Raw genomic sequence first — 18,804 nt, forward strand, 5'->3', positions numbered from 1 at the left:
ATGACAACATCCGGATTTAAAAGCCTGAAAGTAAAACAGTAATACCTTTAGGGCTTGCAGAAAAAATGTTAACCAGAGACTGCGAAGCACTGCAAGCTTGTTTATTCAGAAAACAAATGCACTACAAATAAAAATATATCAAAAAATTCAGTTATTTGGTAGAGTGGTATGATAATTTTTATTATTACAGAAGAAGGAGACTTTGCCTTTCTCAACCTCCTGAATTGGTTAACAAGTTGTATCAATCTTCACAATCATTGAAGAGCGTTCTTTATTTCCGTTCTTAAAAGCGAAAACACCACCGCATCGTGGGACTGATTGTTTTGATAAAGGTACCCTCTCAGCCGTCCTTCTTCTGTAAATCCTGCTTTTTTCAAAAGCTTGATAGACGGTATATTCTGAGGGAAGGTGACAGTACCCATTCGGAATAAATCCAGATGATCAAATGAATAGTGAAGCACTTCCCCTACGGCTTCACTCGTAATCCCTTTCCCCCAGAGCGAGGGCTTCAACTCGTAGCCAATCTCTGCACGCTTTGCCGGCAGATTCAGATTATTCAGTCCGACCGTACCGGAAAACTCACCTGTTTCCTTGAGCACTATCCCCCATCTGATCCCTCTTTTACTCTTATATGTACGTTGCATAGAAGCAATGATACTCTCAGCTTGTTCCAGCTTTTTCAGTGAATCCATACCATAATACTTTGTTAGATCATCATTAGACATAATTTCAAAATAGCTTTGTATGTGATCTTCTTTTATTTCGACGAGTCTCAGACGACTAGTTTCTAATTCTGGAAATGTCATTTATTTTATCCCTTCTTGCTCATGTTTTGAACTAGGAGTTGTTCTGTATCAACTTCATCAGCAGTTCTGAATCTTCCGTTGAAACATGTTCAGCTAATCTTGCCGCAGCAATAATGGGTGCCCATTGCATAATTTCCGACTTTAATAGCCCGCTCTTTTCACAGTAAATAGTCACATACAACTCCGCTAATTCAATTGAAAAAGGCATATATAATAGATAGGTTCGACAGACGTCTGCGCGAATATCCCCTGCACTCGAATCAACCCAGTCAATAACCATAATCTGCTGACCTATCTGAATTAAGTTAAATAAATGAAAATCTCCATGACAAAGCCTGCTTTCATAGGTGAAGGAATCCAGTTTTTTTAACAAATGTTCTTTAATTCTTTGATCTACTTTCTGCAGGGACTCAATCTGCCTATGAAGTTTATCAAACATCGTTTCAATGTTATCCGGGATGACACTGTGAATCTTGAGCTGGGCATCCACTGAAATCGCTAAGTATTCATGCATGGCTTCTCTATTTTGTAAGAACCTATCCCCTAATGAAACTCCATTCACATATTCCATGATGATGGCTTGTTTTCCATTTATGGTGGCCACCTCCAATACTTCAGGTACTGGAAGCCCGCACGAATAGGCATATCTTTGTTTATTGGCTTCCTTTACAGACTCTGTATCAGGCAAAAAATCCTTGAAAACTTTTATAATCTTATTGTTAGAGAGATAGATCTGCGCAGTGTTGCCACTTGCGATTGTTTGTCCTAAATCCATGAAATCACCTCCCTTTCTATGTAGTCGTTCTGCCATAGGTAACTTGTTCTCCCTATCAATTCTATACTCAATGGCTAAATCCTTGTTTATAGTCTGGATAAGATAAAAACTATTTATGTGAAATCACCTAATACGTTCTTTCCTCTTTGCTGTGATACCATAGTTGAGAGTCATATTTAAAGATGGGAGTATCCAGAATGAATCAATTCGCTAAACGGGGATATACCCTATTAATCAGTTTGTACGTTATCATGCATTTTATCGTTTCGTTCATACAAGGTGAATCACTAGTGACAACCTTGTCTTTACTAGGTTTAGCCGCTTTTATAATCGGATATTTTTTTCTCCCGTTGAAACAGGCCTCCATTTCTCTTTTACTTTTTGGAATTGCGGTGATCATTCATTTATCAGCTGATACTTCTCTAATTCAATCAGGCGTTGCGGGCTTTACGGTAATGAGCGGACTGATTGCACTTTTACTGATTGTCCCTTCTATCAGCTGGGTACTTGAAGAAAAGCCTTATATAGAATCGGTTATCCATTTTGCACAAAAGCTTTTGAATACAAGCCGTAAATTTTATTTTGGCATGCTGATGATTACACAAATCATTTCCTACTTTTTATTATTTGGAGCGATTCCAATGGTGTATGGAATGGTAAACGGATTTTTAAGCGATCAAAAGGGTGAAGTCTGGGAAAACTATAAAGGAACAGCTTTACTTCGTGCCTTTGCCTTAACCACCATGTGGGTTGTCAGCATTCCGAGTTTCATATTTGCCGTTGATGCACTTGGCGCTTCATTAGGTTTATCGATTCTGCAGGGCTTTTTCCTCTCTTTTGCAGGGGTGCTGCTTGCTGTACTTTTTTCCTACTTCCAGGAACGGCATTACGGAGTGGACCTGACGGAAGGAATTCAGGAACAGCTCGCAAAAATCTCAAAAAACACGTTTTCTGAAACACAGGGAAAACGGAATGTAATTGAGTTTGTTTTTCTCTTTATTACTCTGTTTGGATCTATTTTTCTGTTAAATGCGATCTGGGATGCCAGTTTACTATTTATCATTCCTATCGTGATCACGGCCTGGGTCACGATCTATTTTTTCATTACCCAAAAAAGCATCAGGATCATAGAAAACGGGAAGCATTATTTGAAAAATGGCATCCCTAATAAGGCACAGCAGTTTTCTATACTGTTAGCTGCCGGATTTTTAATCGATGCAGTCAATCAGTCAGGGTATGGTGAGTATATCGTGGATGGTCTATTTTATGTAACAGATGCCGTTCCATTTTTAAACTTCCTCTGGATTTTGCCTTTTGTGGTTATTATTTTAGGCTTTATCGGACTTGGACCTCTAACTGTGATCGTCTTAGTATCAGGAATTTTACAGGGTGTTGAAGTACCTTATCCACCGGAGCTAATTGTTCTTGGGATCACCTCCGGAAGTGTGATTTCCATCATGCTCTCCCCCCTTATTTTACCGACGATTGTATTAAGCGCTGTAAATCGGCTGAGTATTGTGAAGAACAGTCTGATGTTTAATTACAAGTATGCGATAGCGTTTTATGTGATGACACAGATCTATATGCAGGGATTTGTGCTGCTCTTCTTATAGAATTGATGAGCCTGAAACCAATGTGTTTCAGGCTTTTTTAGCGCTTCTGCATCGACTGATTGGTATTCTAATCACCTTCTGCTTTTAAAAATGAGCTTTTGAATTAAATTCGTAAAAAGGAATGATTACTATTTACAAATCGTAATGATTACGATATATTGTGTTATGTAAAATATGAGGAGGAGATACATATGAGCAAAAAATGGATGATAATGTTTGTTTTTCTAACTGCCTTCACGCTGGCGGCTTGTGGAGAAGAAAATACGGCTACAAATGAAGAGGAAAACGGCTCTGCTTCAGAAGAAGTTGAGGAACAGGAAGCTAACCACGAAGAAGAGCATGATCATGACCATGAAGAAGAGCACGATCATGATCACGACGAGGAGCATGAGCATGGCCACGATCATGATCATGAGGTAGATGAAGAAGCACAAAAAATCTATGACGGCTACTTCGAAGACGACCAAATTCAAGACCGTGAGCTGTCTGATTGGGAAGGCGACTGGCAATCTGTTTATCCATATTTAGAAGATGGAACGTTAGACGAAGTGTTTGCCCATAAAGCAGAAGAAGGCGACATGACGGCTGAAGAATACAAGAAATACTACAAGGTAGGATATGAAACAGAAGTTGATCGCATTGTGATTGAAGGAGATACGTTTACCTTCTTTGAAAACGGTGAAGAATCTTCTGGAAGCTATACGTATGACGGGTATGAGGTACTTGAGTATGAAAAAGGCAACCGTGGCGTACGTTACATTTTCAAACTGGATGAAGAACAGGAAGGATCCATGCCTGCCTATATTCAGTTCAGTGACCACGGAATCGAACCAACCGATGCAGACCACTATCACTTGTATTGGGGAGATGACCGCGAAGCGCTGCTGGATGAAGTCACCAACTGGCCGACTTATTACTTCTCAGACTTAAGCGGTGAGGAAATTGCTGAAGAAATGATGGGGCATTAATCAAACTTCTGATCAATTGGTTATTATACCAATGAGCCTGAGACAAAAGGTGTCTCAGGCTTTTTGAGCATCTTACTGTGCTTTAGACGGACGCTTTCCGCAGGGACGGCGTTGGTCTTCTTGGGCCTTGTTATGCTAATAAGATCAGTATTGAAAAAAGCCAGACCCAATGGCCTGACTTTTTCACGCATCTATCCTTCCCGTGCTATTTGCTTTTCAGTTTTATTCTTTGGCTTCCACAGCTCCCCTATTTCTTCGAGGGTTTTGTTTTTCGTTTCAGGAACAATGGTCATGACAAAGGTGAAGCAAATGACATTGATGACGGCAAACATCCAGAAAGTGAATGCACCGCCCATATTGTTAATCAGAACTGGTGTAAATTGACCGATTGCCCAATTGGCTCCCCATAGAAACATCGTTGCGATCCCGACTGCCTTAGCACGCAGATGGTTAGGGAAAATTTCCGGGATCATAATCCAGGGAATGGGTCCCATGGAAACGCAGAAGGCGGCAGTAAATCCAGCGATAAAGATAATAAGCAGGGGTCCGCTGCTGGCCGGTTCAAAGTAGAATACGCTTCCAATCAGGACCATGAAAATGGCCATGAGGCTGGAGCCAATTGCCATCAGCTTCTTTCTTCCCAGCTTATCAATTAATAAAAGGGCAACGATGGTGAAGACTACCTGCACACTACCGATGATGCTTGTTGCCAGGAATTCGGTATTGTTCTCAAAGCCGACACTTCTGAAGATATCCGGTCCATAATACGTGACAGCGTTCATTCCGATTACCTGGTTGAACAGAGCAAGGAAAATACCTACACCGAGTGCCATACGAAGCCCTGGCTTTAAAAGTTCCTTGGCTGAATAGCTTTGCTCAACATCCAGTGAAGCTTTAATTTCTTTTGATTCTTTTTTCGCGACCGTTTCTCCGTTAATACGCTTGAGAATTTGAAATGCCTCTGAGTCCCTGCCTTTTTTTATCAGGTATCTCGGACTTTCCGGAATGAAGAATAACAGGATTAAAAAAATGATTCCCGGTATGGTTCCATAGCCGAGCATCCAGCGCCATCCTTCTTCCAGCCCCCATGCATAGCTTCCGCTGTTGGCCACGCCATAGTTGATATAAAATGTGGCGCAAATACCAAAGATCGTGAATAACTGATAAAGTGATCCAAGTCTCCCCCGGATAGCCGGCGGCGCACATTCACTGATGTAGGTAACGGATAGTGCGGAAGCAAAACCGATTCCAAACCCGCCGATGATTCTGGCCCAGACCAGCATGGTTACACCTGTCGCAAAGGCTGAACCAAGCGCTGAAATAATAAACAGCACCGCTGCTACGATCATAATATTTTTACGGCCGAATCGTTCACTTAAGAAACCGGATGCCGCAACTCCAAGGACTCCCCCAATCATGACACAGGAGATGACCCAGCCTTCCATTGCGGGGCTTAAATCATATAGCTCCTGCAAATAACCAATCGCTCCAGAAATAACTGCTGTATCAAAGCCATATAACAGTCCGGCCATACCAGCCGATACTGCTATGACAATAACATACCAGGTTGAATGTTTTTCTAACATTTGTATCCTCCTTGTCTGCAAGCACAAGATGCATATAGTGATCCAGGAACGCGTTGGACCGTTTAACAGCCCTCCGCTTCTTGGTAACAGTCAATTTTATACAAGCGAAATCTCTTAAAGTGAGCCGAATCCGTCGATGATATAATAGACGGTCCGGCTCCTCATAGCTAATAGGATCCTGCAGCTTTACTTGATAATGACGTATTCAAGATCAACCAGCTTTGCGTAAGCAACAATTTGATCAGTGGTGAGGTTAAGGGATACGACAGTATGATGACCGCCGCCATTTTCGATCCAGGCCTTCACGCCATCGTGAAAATTCGGTTTAACTTCCCACAGCACGCGTGCCACCGGCAGTTTTGGTGCTTCTACGGTTGGTTCAAACGCTGAAACCTCATTAATCAACAGCTTGAAGTGCGTGCCAAAGTCAGCCATCGACACGACTACACCTTCTCCTGCTTTCCCGTCAAAAACTAAGCGGGCAGGATCTTCCCGGTCACCGATTCCTAAAGGCGAAACCACAATAGCTGGTTTATTGTTTGCAAGCGTAGGATCCACTTCAAGCATATGGGACTGAAGAATAGATTCCTGCCCCGAAGCCAGCTCATACGTATAGTCCTCCATAAATCCAGTTGATTGGTTATGGCTCATAACTTTAAGCAGGCGGTCAAGCGCTGCTGTTTTCCAGTCTCCTTCTCCTGCGAAGCCGTACCCCTGTGCCATTAAACGCTGAACGGCAAGACCCGGAAGCTGCTTCATCTCATGCAGTGTTTCAAAGTTCGAGGTGAAAGCAGTATAACCTCCCTCATTAAGAAAACGCTTAATGGCAATTTCATAGCCGGCCTGTACTCTTACGCTTGCTGTCCAGTCCTCTTTGCTGTAAGAACCGTAATCAAATGCATAAAGTTCTTCATACTCTTTAAACAGAGCATCTACTTCTTCCTCTGAAACTTCCTTTACATACTGAACCAGATCGGCAATCCCATAGTAGTCAACCGTCCAACCGAATTGAATTTGTGCTTCAATTTTATCTCCCTCAGTTACTCCAACATGGCGCATATTATCTCCGAAGCGGGCAACTTTAATGTTGAAACTCTCATTGTACGCAACCGCAACATCCATCCAGTCTGCCATCTGTTTTTGAACCTCCGGCCGTTCCCAGTAGCCGACTACAACCTTATTATTTTTATTTAAACGGGCATTCATAAATCCATATTCCCGGTCGCCGTGAGCCGATTGATTCAGGTTCATAAAATCCATATCAATGGATTGCCACGGTATGCTTTCATTAAATTGAGTCGCTAAATGCAGCAGCGGTTTCTGTAATAATTTTGTGCCCCGGATCCACATTTTTGACGGGGAGAATGTATGCATCCAGGTGATGACGCCCGCTACTTCATCCCGGTAGTTTACTTCTTTCATCATGCTTGTAATCTTATCTGCACTTACTGCCAAATCCTGCAGCACAAGCCTGTACGGTAAGATACCGCTTTCATTTAATGCATCTGTCATCGACTGGGCATTGGCTTTAACCTGAGCCAGCGCTTCTTCTCCGTAAAGCTGCTGTGAGCCTACAACAAACCAAAACTCTTTTTTCTCTGTCATGTTCAAATCCCCTTTTTCATCGTTTTATTATTTTTGTCCATAATAAGCATTCTCGCCATGCTTTCTTAAGTAATGCTTATCTAAAATCCGCTGCGGCAGCTCTTTGGCGAAATGATTTAATTCCCGTGCAAATAAATTCATTTTTGATACTTCCTCGAGCACCACACTATTCATGACGGCGGATGCTACGTCTTTTCCCCATGTAAATGGAGCGTGTCCCTGAAGCAGGACGCCTGGTACAGCTAACACATCCAGCCCTCTTTGCTTGAAGGTTTCTATAATGACATGTCCTGTTTCTGCTTCATAGCCGCGGTCAATTTCCTCCTGCGTTAAAAAACGGGCACATGGGACATCCCCGTAAAAAGTATCTGCATGGGTAGTGCCCATAGCGGGTACATCAAGACCTGCCTGAGCCCAAATCGTCGCCCATGTGGAATGGGTGTGTGCGATGCCCCCAATTTCTTGAAAATGCTTATACAAAACTGCATGAGTGGGGGTATCTGAGGAAGGATTAAGCTCTCCTTCTACAACATTGCCATCTAAATCCACGACCACCATATCGCTTGCTTTCATTTCGTCATACTGCACACCGCTGGGCTTGATCACAAACAACCCACTCTCACGGTCAATCGCGCTCGCATTTCCCCATGTGTATTTCACAAGTCCCTGCTTCGGCAATTCAAGATTTGCCCTGAATACCTCTTCTTTCAGCTGCTCTAACAACTCAATCCCTCCCGTTCAGACAGACTGTTAATGGCAGCCCGTTCAATCGATAGTCCTTCTGTATATCGCTTGATAAATGCTTCAAAGCCTTCAACGTCCACTTGATCAGGATGAATTTCCTGTACCTCAGCACTCGAGAACACTTTTTCATCCAGAAATTCTTCTAAACTTTCATTCTCTTCTTTTTCCTTCATATAATGAGCGAGAATGGCCATTCCCCAGGCTCCCCCTTCTCCAGCGGTTGGCATAACAGAGACCGGAACATTCATTGCAGCAGCGAGTATTTTCTGAACGACAACAGGCGTTTTAAATAACCCGCCATGGCCAAGAAGATGGTCAATGGAGACATTTTCTTCTTTCGTCATAATGTCCACGCCTAATTTCAAGGCGCCAAAGGCTGTAAATAGATGAACGCGCATAAAGTTCGCTAACGTAAACTGACTCTGCGGCGAACGGACAAACAGCGGGCGGCCTGCTTCAACACCTGTAATATTTTCACCTGAGTAATACCCGTAGCTGAGCAATCCACCGCCATCTGGATCTCCTTCAAGGGCCTTGTTCATCAGCACTGTAAATAACTCACCCGTTTCTGCTTTTTGTCCCATCGATTCGTAAAACTCACGAAACAAACCGATCCAGGCATTGAGGTCACTTGAACAATTATTAGCATGAACCATCCCAACAGGACTGCCGCTTGGTGTCGTCACCAGGTCAATTTGTGGATATACCCTTGAAAGCTTCTTCTCCAGCACGATCATTGCGAAAACCGACGTTCCCACAGAGACATTTCCAGTCCGTTTTCTTACACTGTTGGTAGCAACCATCCCAGTTCCCGCATCTCCTTCAGGAGGGCAGAATGGAATTCCAGGCTGCAGACTTTCTGAGCGGTCCAGCAGTTTAGCACCGACGTCAGTCAGCTCTCCTGCCTGATTGCCAGATTGATAGACAGCGGGCATAATATCCTTCAGTTTCCACGGATAGCTATGGCTTCCGATCAGTTCATCAAACGCTTGCACCATCGTTTCATTGTAGGTATGAGTAGATTCATCTATAGGAAACATTCCTGAAGCGTCTCCTATCCCAATCACCTTCTGTCCCGTCAGCAGCCTATGAATAAACCCGGCTAATGTGGTGATGTAATCCACTTTTTCTACATGTTTCTCCTGATCCAGAATTGCCTGGTAAAGATGGGCAATACTCCATCGTTCCGGGATATTAAAGTTAAAATATTCCGTTAATTCTTTTGACGCAGAAGATGTGGTTCCATTTCGCCATGTTCTAAACGGAACTAACAGCTCACCCTTTTTGTCAAAAGCCAAGTAGCCATGCATCATAGCTGAAATGCCAATCGATCCAATTTTACGAAGGGTGACGCCGTACTTGCGCTCCACTTCCTCCTTTAAATCCCGATAAGCTTCCTGTAAACCTGTCAGTATATCCTCCAATTTGTACGTCCAAAAACCATTCTCCAGACGATTTTCCCACTCATGACTACCAGAGGCGATTGTATTAAATTGATGATCCATTAATACTGCTTTAATCCGCGTAGATCCAAGCTCCACTCCGAGTGATGTCTCTCCATTTGCAACGCTCTGGTTTATTTCTGATTGTACTCCACTCACTTTTTCACCTCTTTTGATTGCGTTTTCAACATGTCCAGTATAATTTCTGTACGTACTATTTGTCAAACAAACAATAAATGTACATACAAATAATCCTCTGAAAGCAGGTTAAAGAGTACAGCTTTTCAACCAAATCAAGCTGCGCTATACTATGAGCAGACAACTGACTCCACTAAGCATTTAATCGAACACAGAAAGTAGTGATTTCTCAATGAAGCCAAAGTATCAGACATTGTTTGAGGATATAAAAAGCAAGATTCTTTCAGGAGATTATACAGCAGGAGAAAAAATTCCCACTGAATCTGCTTTGCAGGAGCTATACGGGGTCAGCCGCCATACTGTTCGAAAAGCCATTTTGGAGCTATCCAACGACGGATTTTTAAGAAGTGAAAAAGGGTCAGGGACCTACGTCAGCAATCAATATCTATCAAAGTCCCGTGACAATGCCAACAATAAAATAATTGGAGTCATTACCACTTACATCTCCGATTACATTTTCCCTTCGATTATCCGGGGAATTGAAGAGCGATTAAAAGAAGACAATTATTCACTGCTGTTAGTCAGCACAAACAACGATGTCGAACAGGAAAAAAAGGCCCTTGAAATGATGCTGTCATTCGGTGTGGACGGCCTGATCGTAGAACCGACCAAAAGCAATCTGTACAATCCCAATATTGCCTACTATTTATCGTTCAAGGCACAGGACGTTCCACTTATTATGATTAATGCACATTATGAAGAATTAGATGTCCCGTTTCTCCGGCTTGATGACGTGCAATCAAGCTACCTCGCCACGAAAGAACTAATCTCAAAAGGCCACTCCAATATTGGGCTTATCTCAAAAATGGATGATTTACAGGGGAAATATCGAATGAAAGGCTATATTAAGGCACTTGGCGAGGCAAAGTTAAAGTTCCAACCAGAGCATGTTCTTTCATTTAAAACTGAGACAAAGCTCGACCTATACAACAATTTAAAACAATTTCTAACTCATAATAAAGACATGCTTACAGCAATCGTTTGCTACAATGACGAAGTCGGTCTGGAAGTAATCAATGTATGCAACCAGCTCGGTATCACTGTTCCAGGACAACTATCCGTTATTGGCCAGGATAATTCGTATATTGCAAAAAATGCCAACATCAAACTCTCCACTCTCACCCATCCACAGGAAAAAATGGGACGCGATGCTGCTGAGTGGATTATAAAAAAATTGCAAGGAACAAAAGATCTGCCGAACGAAACGTATTATCAGCCTGTGATTATTGAAGGAGAAACAATCAAGAACTTAGAAACGAAATAGATAGAATAGTACTGATCTTAACGAAGTGGCTGATGTAACTGTACAGCCACTTTCATGCTTTCTTTGGAGGCTAAGCATGGCATGCTGACATAACGCCTTGCGAACCGTACACCCCATCAGTTGTTGTTTACTATTTGGTCATCACCTGCCCCCATCCTATCGCCTCTCTGGTAAACACCACTCATGAACTTTTTGTGAAAACCTATTTTTTTGTAAGACAGCACACATTATCTTCATGACGAGTTCTTTAAACTGGTGAAGGCAGCAGGTATTTAGTTTGGATCCAGAAGAGTAACCCCCTTGCAGAATGTGCTGTTTTTTACAATAGTTTAATAAGCCTCCTCAGAAAGGAATAGACGCATATGACATCCCGATCCCAGTGGGTAAAAGTGATTTCAATCGTGCTGTTATTTATCACAGTTTCATACATTACTCACTTCCATTTTGACATCAGGCCTTCAGATATCAGGGATTTTATTTTGTCCTTTGGATGGTGGGGACCTGTAATCTTTTTTCTGATTTATACAATCGGACCCATCGTATTTTTCCCTACATCAGTTCTATCTCTCGGTGCTGGATTAGCTTTTGGCGTGTGGCCAGGCGTTTTGTATATCATTATTGGAGCTACGGGTGCAGCCACAACGGGATATATAATGGCCCGTTTATTTGGAAGGTCCGTATTAAAAATAGAAAACTTTGCATGGTCAGAAAAGCTTTTTAAACAAATGGAGAAACGTGGTTTTTTATACATTTTCACTTTAAGACTCATTCCCATTGTGAGCTTTGATTTGCTAAGTTACGCTGGGGGAATCTCCAAAGTGCGTTTTAAGTCATTTATTTTCGCCACTATTTTTGGAATGATCCCTGGCACCTTCGCTTACAGCTTCTTAGGGGCGAGTATCGCTTCAGGTGAAGTAATTACGATAATGATCGCTGCAGCTGTGTTTCTAGGTTTACTGGGAATTACATTATATTTCCGCAATCCAGTAAAAAAATGGCTTGGTTTGACTGAAGAATAATCCCCTTTTACACCCGTCCTATAAAGGCAATTCATTGCACAAATAAGGAACTGCCCGGCTGCTCAATTTGAGAAACCGGGTTTTTTTTTACTACCGGACTTTCATGGAGTATATTTTCTCTGGAAACGTTTAAGTAAAATGAAGAGCAGAAGTTATCTTTATTGCTGCACGCCAGCTGCTTCACTTGTAAATAGGACAAAATAAAATTATATTAGTCCTTAAAGACTTCACTATACATTAAATTGAATGATGGTCTAACTGAGAAGGATAAGAAATGTAAGAGGACATAAAATGAGGTGAATGAAAGTGGATAAACTGGCCCTGCTATCTCAAATCAGCTTGTTTGAGGAACTGTCTCGAGAAGAGCTGTTACGTATTAATCAAATAAGCGAAATGAGATCTGTTAAAAAGGGGACGATCATACTCTCTCCTGATAACCCTATTAATGCTTTATTATTATTGAAAAAAGGACAAGTACGCCTATTTCGAATGAATGAGGAAGGTAAACAATTCACGTTGGATATTCTGGTTGATGGAAATATATTTGGTGAAACGTCTACAATTAGTTTAACGGATGATCAAACCTACGCTGAAGCGATGACGGATACCTGCATTTGCACGCTGAGTCATAGTGACTATGAACAGTTCATAAAACAAAACCCACTTGTCGCCTTAAAATTAATCGATATCCTGTCTTCGAGGTTAAAAGACTTTTACGGTCTGAGTGAAAAAATAGCTCTAAGCGGTATTAAACATCGATTATTATACCTATTATTAATGCTCAGTCAAAAGACGGGAAGAAGAAAACAAAATTGGCAAACGATCGAGATGAAGCTGACTCATCAGGACCTTGCCAATATGATTGGTGCTACTCGAGAAACCACCAGCTCCATTATGAGCCAACTAAAAAAAGAGGGTTATATTCAAAAGAAAACTGTATTATCCATTGACGCTGACAGGACACAGGAGTTTCTAAAAAATCCTTAATTGAGCCGTTTAAGTGAAACAGCCCCCTACAATTCTGCCGGCCTCTTCAAAAAGAGTAAGTCATTTATCTTTTCCAGAGAAGTATTTGCCGAAATGATTGAATAATCCCCCTTGATTTCTTTCAAGAGGGACAATCCTTTGATTATGCTTTAATCCATTTAGGGACCATTTCAACATCTGCGGCTACCATAGTGGTGTATACAGGACAGCGCTTGTCTACTTTTTCCTGCAGTTCTTTTAAACGTTCTTCGGATTCACTCGTGTGAACGGATGCATGTACGGTGATTTTCTGAAAATATGGACGAACCTCTTCGTCTCCCATCATTCCACGTGAATCTAGCTCACCCTGCACTTCAAAATCGATGCCTTGCAGATCAAACTCCATTTCTTTTGCTACAAAGTTAGCGATTGCGTTCTCACACCCTGCGAGCGATACCAACAGAGTAGCTAAAGGATTTGCACCTTCATTCGTCCCTCCCATGCTAGCCGGTTCATCAATTACAACCGTATGCTCATGAGATTTACCCTCTGTATACATTCCTTTAGAAATTGCGGTAATTTTTTCATTCATTTTTGCCATGCTGCATTCTCCTCTCAAAGCTTGGTTGGTGTGATCAGTTTTTAATCTAAGATTTAATCCCTTGATACAAAAAAACTATAACAGGAAGCAGTTCCTCTTTCATGCTTGGAGATTCATTCGTAAGATAGCTTACAATTTGGAAAGACATTGCCGGGAAATAGATGTTTGCATTTCCATGCCAAAGCACAATCATCTATTTTTTTCTTACTGTGTATATAGAGATACCAAAAAAGGATGACGTGTTAAACATCATCCTAGTTGATTATCCTTTAACCATTTATGACTGCTAAGGTAAACGAATGATTAATTAGATACTAATCGTGCTGATTGGCCTTACCGTCTTCGCTTGTTTTAACGATTTCATCTCTTCCTTCATGCCTCATCTCCTGAACTTTCTTCAGATTACATTTCTCCGCAGCTAGATTTTCCACTCACATGTGATTGTTAAGTAATTACCCCTTAACTCTGCACGAATCGTTCCATTTATTTTCCCCATCAAACTTTTGGCAATGGGCAGGCCCAGGCCAGTTCCTTTTCCCGTTCTCGTTTGATCTGCTTTGAAAAAACGGTCAAACATTTGCTTTACATCCTCTTCACTTATGTTGTCTGCAGTATTTGAAATTTTCAGCTGTACCACTGAATTCATTTTCTCCAGATCAATGATAATATCGCCTGTAGAATATCTGATAGCATTAACGATTAAATTTTCTATAATTCTTATGAATGCAGAAGAATCCGTCTTCATATAAATCTCATCTTCAGTAATGTGAATATTCGGCTCTATGCGGTTGTTGGTAAATTCTCCGTAGAAACTGAATAATGTATCCATAACTAAATCATTTAGTCGTATCGTTTCCATCTTTAAAGGAAAATCATCTTGTTCAATAATGGATAACTCAAAAAAATCCTCAAGTAAAACCTTCAATCGTGCTGCACTATTTTTAATTGTTGCCAGATATTCTTTTTTTAACTCTGAGCTAATTTCATCTGATTCCAAGAGCTGAATATAGCCTATAATTGATGTCATAGGGGTGCGGATGTCATGAGAAATATGTGAGATCGCTTGTTTCAGCTCATATTCAGTTGAACGCTTCGTCGCTTCCGCCTGTTTCGTTAAATCAATCTGCCCATTAATCTTCATTGCCAGTTCCTCAAAATCCCGATCAAAAAAGGAAACATCCAATTTTTTATTGGTTTGATTTTGGTTCACCTGATGAAGCTGCCGTGCTGTGTTTTTTATTTCTTTTTTGAGCAGATACAGGCGAGTGAGTAGATAAATAAACCCTATTATCGCACCAATCATTAAGTAGAGCATCTACCCTCACTCACCTTTCGTTTACTTAATTTCTTTTCGCATAAAAATAGAAACGCCTATTCCCCAAAAGAGCACGAACGTTAAAACGGGAATTCCATAAAGGAATAGTTTATCCGTGCTGCTTACGTCATTCACAATACTGATATCGTAAATTAACTTGAAAACAGAATGAGAAAGAACTGGTTCAAACGAAGGGATTTTAACTGCTACTAATTGCAAGGGCCAATCCACAAACACAAAAAACATCAGCAGAAACCCTATCGTTTTTCCGCTGTCAGTAAACAAGATAGAAAAAACCGCCATAATCGAGGCAAAAGCTGCAGCATATAAAAGGATTAATCCGATCGTTTGGAAATAGTAGGACCATTCAGGCATGCCTTCGAAGCCAAAATAAACAGCACTCATCCCTGTCATAATGATCGGCAAAATAAGCGATAACAAAATGGCTCCAAGTGAAAATACAAAAAGTTTTGCAGAATAAATGCTCATTCTGTTATTACCAGCAGAAACCATGCTTTTCATGGTCCCTATAGAGTATTCGCTTGTAATAAAAAAGCCGGCGAGAATACTTGGAATAAGCTTTACTATATTTGCATGCGGACCGAGGATGCTTTCAATGTAGTAATCTTTTACAGCAGGAAGCCCGGGAGCCCCATTATCGAATTCCACAAGCGGGCCCAGCACGGCAGCAATCAACAGCATCCAGGTCAAAAATCGGAACGAACGATCTTTCGTTAATTTATACCATTCCGCTTTCATCAGTCTGCCCATGCTTTTCACCTCCGATGCGATTAGTAAAATACGTTTCCAAATCTTCTCCCATCGGCATAAATTGTTCAATAACCAGCCCTTCACCCGCTAAAATACTGGACACTTTTCCAGGAGAATCTACTAAAGTAAATAATTTAATGATTCCATCAGGCATAACTTCAAACTCCCGGGTAGACAACTGACTTTCTATTATCGTTGCCGCCTTCTCTGGATGATCCACTTTTATATGCAAATACTGCTGACATTTCCCCTGCAGTTCTTTTGCAGATAACTGCTCAATCAGCTTCCCCTTATGAATAATGCCATAATGGGTGGCAAGCAAATGCAGCTCGCTTAAAATATGGCTTGAAATTAAGATCGTAATTTCGTATTCCCGGTTCAGCTTCTTTAGTAATTCTCTTATTTCAACTACACCCATTGGATCGAGTCCATTGATTGGCTCATCAAGAATCAGAAACTCAGGATCCCCCAATAAGGCTATGGCAAGTCCGAGACGCTGTTTCATTCCTAAAGAAAAATTCTTCGCTTTCTTTTTTCCTGTATTCTGCAAACCTACCATCTTAAGTGTTTTATCAATACACTCTTTCCCTGGTATCCCTTTTAACAGACGATGGGCTTCAAGATTTTCGACAGCCGTCATTTGCGGATACAAAGCAGGACCTTCAATGATGGTGCCAATTCTTTTTCTTGCTTCAATGATTTCCCTTTCATGAATTTTTCCAAATAATTCATACGTTCCTTGAGATGGAGAAGCAAGACCTGTTATTACACGAATCAATGTTGATTTCCCTGCGCCATTTTGCCCTATAAATCCATAGATGGAGCCCTTTTTAATACGTAGACTCACTTTATCTAGTGCCATAGTATGTTGATATTTTTTTGACAGCCCATTCGTTCGTAAGACATGCTCATTCAATTTGATTCCCTCCTTAAGCTTGATGATTTAACAATAAGCAGAGAACCTTAAAATACTCTTAAGTAAATGCTTAAGAAACTCTTAAGTTTTCAGCTTGTAGCCCATCCCCCAGACAGTTTCAATATATTCTTCCTGCTGATTAGCCTTGGATAATTTATTTCTAATATTACTTAAATGAACATTAATGATATTATCGTCACCATGAAAGGTTTCGTGCCAGACACTTTCAAATAAATTAGCCTTAGAAAAAACCTTATTTGGCGAACACATCATCAAATGCAAGATCTCATATTCCCGAGCTGTCAATTTAATCTCCATTCCACTCACTTCTACAATCTTAGCTTCCTTATCCATCATGATATCTTTATGTTCAAGTTTTGTAATCGTCGTGTTGGACCTGCCGCGTCTTCTGAGACAGGAATCGATCCTGGCAGACACCTCTTCGATATCGAAAGGTTTTGTAATATAGTCATCAGCCCCGCACCTTAAAGCATTAACTTTTGATTGTGTTTCAAGCTTTGCAGAGATAATAATGACTGGAACATCACTTTGGTTTGTCACTTTTTCTAAAAGTTCTTCACCTGATAAACCCGGGAGCATTAAATCAATTAACACCATATCCCAATCCTGGTTTTCCAGATAAACCATCGCTTCAGTGCCCGAAAATGCGGGCTTAGGAAAATATCCGCCTTTAGCTGCGACATCACAAAGCAGTCGATTAATAGCTGCATCATCTTCCACTACAAGAATATGGACCTTCTTATCCAATTTAATCAGCCTCGCATTTCAAAAATTATTTCATGATCTTTTTCTGTCGGATGACCTTTTACCATAGAGCCAAAAAGCACTTCTTTTATTCATCCTTTTCATTTTACTTTACTATTAAACAACGAAGTAATCTGCAATTTATTTAAAACTCATTGCCAGAACTGCGACGTACGTTACGATCACTCCATATGTAAGTGTTGCAAAAAACTGAGGAATTCAAGCAACATAAATCAATGCATAGCCCTTTTCTTTTAAGTCCTATACAACCATAATGTATGAAATGGACAATCCCATATCACAACGAAAGCGAGTGTTGACGGTGCCATTAGTCACGTTAGAAAATGTCATGAAACAAGAAGACAATACCACCCTTTTAAAAAACATCGATTTAATGATAGAAGAACAATCTCAAATCGGCATCAAGATGACGAACGAAGAAAGCTGCGTTTTCTTCAAATTACTCACCGGTGAAATGACTCCTTCGAGCGGCCAGATTAACAGAGAAACAAATGGGATCCTGATGGAATTTACGGAGGATGGTTTATATGACAATTTGTCTGTTTTCAGCTATTTAGACATTTTCAAGAAAATTGCTGACTTTAAAAATCCTTTGAAGGAATTCAGTGCCATTTTTTCTTTATCCGATGTGTGGGATACAAAGATCAAGCATTTATCATTTGATCAAAAGAAAAGGCTCAGTTTATTTCGAATGTCCTTATTTTCCCCAAAGCTTTTATTGATTCAAAGTCCCTTAAGCCATTCTACTGTTGAGGGCATCGAGCTATATAAAAAAGCACTGGAATACCTGCAGTCTCAAAATGTCGCCATTTTATTCACCTCTCATTTTCTTGAAGAGCTCGTATTAGTGAGTAACGAGATTTATCGATGCAACCGGAATACCGGTTTAGAAAAAACAGATCTTATCAATGAAAGCAAAGCAGAGTCTTCTGAAGCAAACGATACAGATCGTAAACCGGCGAGCGTGTACAAGGTATCGAGTAAGATGGCTGATAAAACCATCTTTTTCAGCCCGGACGAAATTGATTTCATTGAAAGTGTCAACAGCGTAAGCACGATCCGTATCGGTGAAGAATATTTCCCCACTGCTTTGACAATGAATGAACTGGAAGAAAAGCTTACCCGATTCGGATTCTTCAGATGCCACAGATCCTACTTAGTGAATTTACAGCGGGTCTCCGAATTAGTGAGCTACTCGAAAAATTCGTATACATTAATACTTCGGGGAAGCAACAAGGTAAACTTGCCGATTTCCAGAAATCGTTTGGAAGCAATGAGAGCATTAATTGAATTTTAGGGTACAGTTGAGGGTGAAATGGGTTCATTTCACCCTCTTTTTGCTGCAATTGGCAGTTGGAGCATAACAATTCAGCTTGGTTTTACGACTTTTCCGTCCTTTTCCTATAAAGTTTTTAGCAGATGGAGAAGC

General features: G+C 40.9%; 17 protein-coding genes. 6 read left to right on the forward strand and 11 right to left on the reverse strand.

What is annotated here, in order from left to right:
• Positions 1–254 precede the first annotated feature (254 nt).
• Together ACQCT8_RS14885 and ACQCT8_RS14890 are read right to left on the reverse strand one after the other, a co-directional pair.
• Positions 255–806 carry a GNAT family N-acetyltransferase gene (locus ACQCT8_RS14885; protein WP_426872313.1) on the reverse strand — a complete coding sequence of 184 codons (552 nt, stop codon included), beginning with the start codon at positions 804–806 and terminating at the stop codon, positions 255–257.
• 31 nt (positions 807–837) lie between these two features.
• Positions 838–1,581 (reverse strand): phosphotransferase family protein, encoded by a 744-nt coding sequence (locus tag ACQCT8_RS14890; protein WP_426872315.1) that lies wholly within the window; start codon positions 1,579–1,581, stop codon positions 838–840.
• Positions 1,582–1,778: 197 nt separating this feature from the next.
• Here ACQCT8_RS14890 and ACQCT8_RS14895 point away from each other — a divergent pair, with 197 nt between their 5' ends.
• Positions 1,779–3,194, forward strand: coding sequence for a hypothetical protein (locus ACQCT8_RS14895; protein ID WP_426872317.1), 1,416 nt, complete (start codon positions 1,779–1,781; stop codon positions 3,192–3,194).
• Between the two features lie 191 nt (positions 3,195–3,385).
• Entirely contained in the window at positions 3,386–4,162 is a 777-nt protein-coding gene (locus tag ACQCT8_RS14900; protein WP_426872319.1) for a metal-binding protein ZinT, read from the forward strand.
• Between the two features lie 191 nt (positions 4,163–4,353).
• Here ACQCT8_RS14900 and ACQCT8_RS14905 read toward each other — a convergent pair whose 3' ends face one another.
• From ACQCT8_RS14905 to ACQCT8_RS14920, 4 genes are all read right to left on the reverse strand, one after another.
• Positions 4,354–5,748 carry a sugar porter family MFS transporter gene (locus tag ACQCT8_RS14905; protein WP_426872321.1) on the reverse strand — a complete coding sequence of 465 codons (1,395 nt, stop codon included), beginning with the start codon at positions 5,746–5,748 and terminating at the stop codon, positions 4,354–4,356.
• 186 nt (positions 5,749–5,934) lie between these two features.
• Positions 5,935–7,353: an L-arabinose isomerase gene (gene araA, locus ACQCT8_RS14910; RefSeq protein WP_426872323.1), complete on the reverse strand. Its 1,419-nt coding sequence runs from the start codon at positions 7,351–7,353 to the stop codon at positions 5,935–5,937.
• 27 nt (positions 7,354–7,380) lie between these two features.
• Entirely contained in the window at positions 7,381–8,076 is a 696-nt protein-coding gene (locus ACQCT8_RS14915; protein ID WP_426872325.1) for an L-ribulose-5-phosphate 4-epimerase, read from the reverse strand.
• Positions 8,070–9,698, reverse strand: coding sequence for a xylulokinase (locus tag ACQCT8_RS14920; RefSeq protein WP_426872327.1), 1,629 nt, complete (start codon positions 9,696–9,698; stop codon positions 8,070–8,072). The genes ACQCT8_RS14915 and ACQCT8_RS14920 overlap by 7 nt, the downstream gene beginning before the upstream one ends.
• Positions 9,699–9,909: 211 nt before the next feature.
• Between ACQCT8_RS14920 and ACQCT8_RS14925 the strand changes: the two genes are divergently transcribed.
• The 3 genes from ACQCT8_RS14925 (at position 9,910) to ACQCT8_RS14935 (ending at position 13,007) form a co-directional block, all read left to right on the forward strand.
• Entirely contained in the window at positions 9,910–11,001 is a 1,092-nt protein-coding gene (locus tag ACQCT8_RS14925) for a GntR family transcriptional regulator (protein WP_426872329.1), read from the forward strand.
• A 362-nt stretch (positions 11,002–11,363) separates the two neighbouring features.
• Positions 11,364–12,020: a TVP38/TMEM64 family protein gene (locus ACQCT8_RS14930; RefSeq protein WP_426872331.1), complete on the forward strand. Its 657-nt coding sequence runs from the start codon at positions 11,364–11,366 to the stop codon at positions 12,018–12,020.
• Positions 12,021–12,326: 306 nt separating this feature from the next.
• Positions 12,327–13,007: a Crp/Fnr family transcriptional regulator gene (locus tag ACQCT8_RS14935; protein ID WP_426872333.1), complete on the forward strand. Its 681-nt coding sequence runs from the start codon at positions 12,327–12,329 to the stop codon at positions 13,005–13,007.
• 142 nt (positions 13,008–13,149) lie between these two features.
• On the opposite strand, the gene ACQCT8_RS14940 is transcribed toward ACQCT8_RS14935, so the two are convergent.
• The 5 genes from ACQCT8_RS14940 to ACQCT8_RS14960 form a co-directional block, all read right to left on the reverse strand.
• Positions 13,150–13,587, reverse strand: a complete 438-nt coding sequence (locus ACQCT8_RS14940) for an OsmC family protein (RefSeq protein WP_426872335.1) — start codon at positions 13,585–13,587, stop codon at positions 13,150–13,152.
• Between the two features lie 418 nt (positions 13,588–14,005).
• Positions 14,006–14,902, reverse strand: a complete 897-nt coding sequence (locus ACQCT8_RS14945) for a sensor histidine kinase (RefSeq protein ID WP_426872337.1) — start codon at positions 14,900–14,902, stop codon at positions 14,006–14,008.
• 21 nt (positions 14,903–14,923) lie between these two features.
• A complete protein-coding gene (locus tag ACQCT8_RS14950) occupies positions 14,924–15,673 on the reverse strand; it encodes an ABC transporter permease (protein WP_426872339.1) in 750 nt (249 codons plus the stop codon).
• The gene (locus tag ACQCT8_RS14955) at positions 15,642–16,589 is read right to left on the reverse strand and encodes an ABC transporter ATP-binding protein (RefSeq protein ID WP_426872341.1); all 948 of its coding nucleotides are present in this window, start codon (positions 16,587–16,589) and stop codon (positions 15,642–15,644) included. Before ACQCT8_RS14955 ends, ACQCT8_RS14950 begins: the two co-directional genes overlap by 32 nt.
• An 81-nt stretch (positions 16,590–16,670) precedes the next feature.
• The gene (locus tag ACQCT8_RS14960; RefSeq protein WP_426872343.1) at positions 16,671–17,357 is read right to left on the reverse strand and encodes a response regulator transcription factor; all 687 of its coding nucleotides are present in this window, start codon (positions 17,355–17,357) and stop codon (positions 16,671–16,673) included.
• A gap of 319 nt (positions 17,358–17,676) precedes the next feature.
• Here ACQCT8_RS14960 and ACQCT8_RS14965 point away from each other — a divergent pair, with 319 nt between their 5' ends.
• Entirely contained in the window at positions 17,677–18,672 is a 996-nt protein-coding gene (locus tag ACQCT8_RS14965) for a LytTR family transcriptional regulator DNA-binding domain-containing protein (protein WP_426872345.1), read from the forward strand.
• Positions 18,673–18,804: the final 132 nt, after the last annotated feature.

It is taken from the genome of Jeotgalibacillus proteolyticus, assembly GCF_050107735.1.
GTDB classification, from domain to species: Bacteria; Bacillota; Bacilli; order Bacillales; family Jeotgalibacillaceae; genus Jeotgalibacillus; species Jeotgalibacillus proteolyticus_A.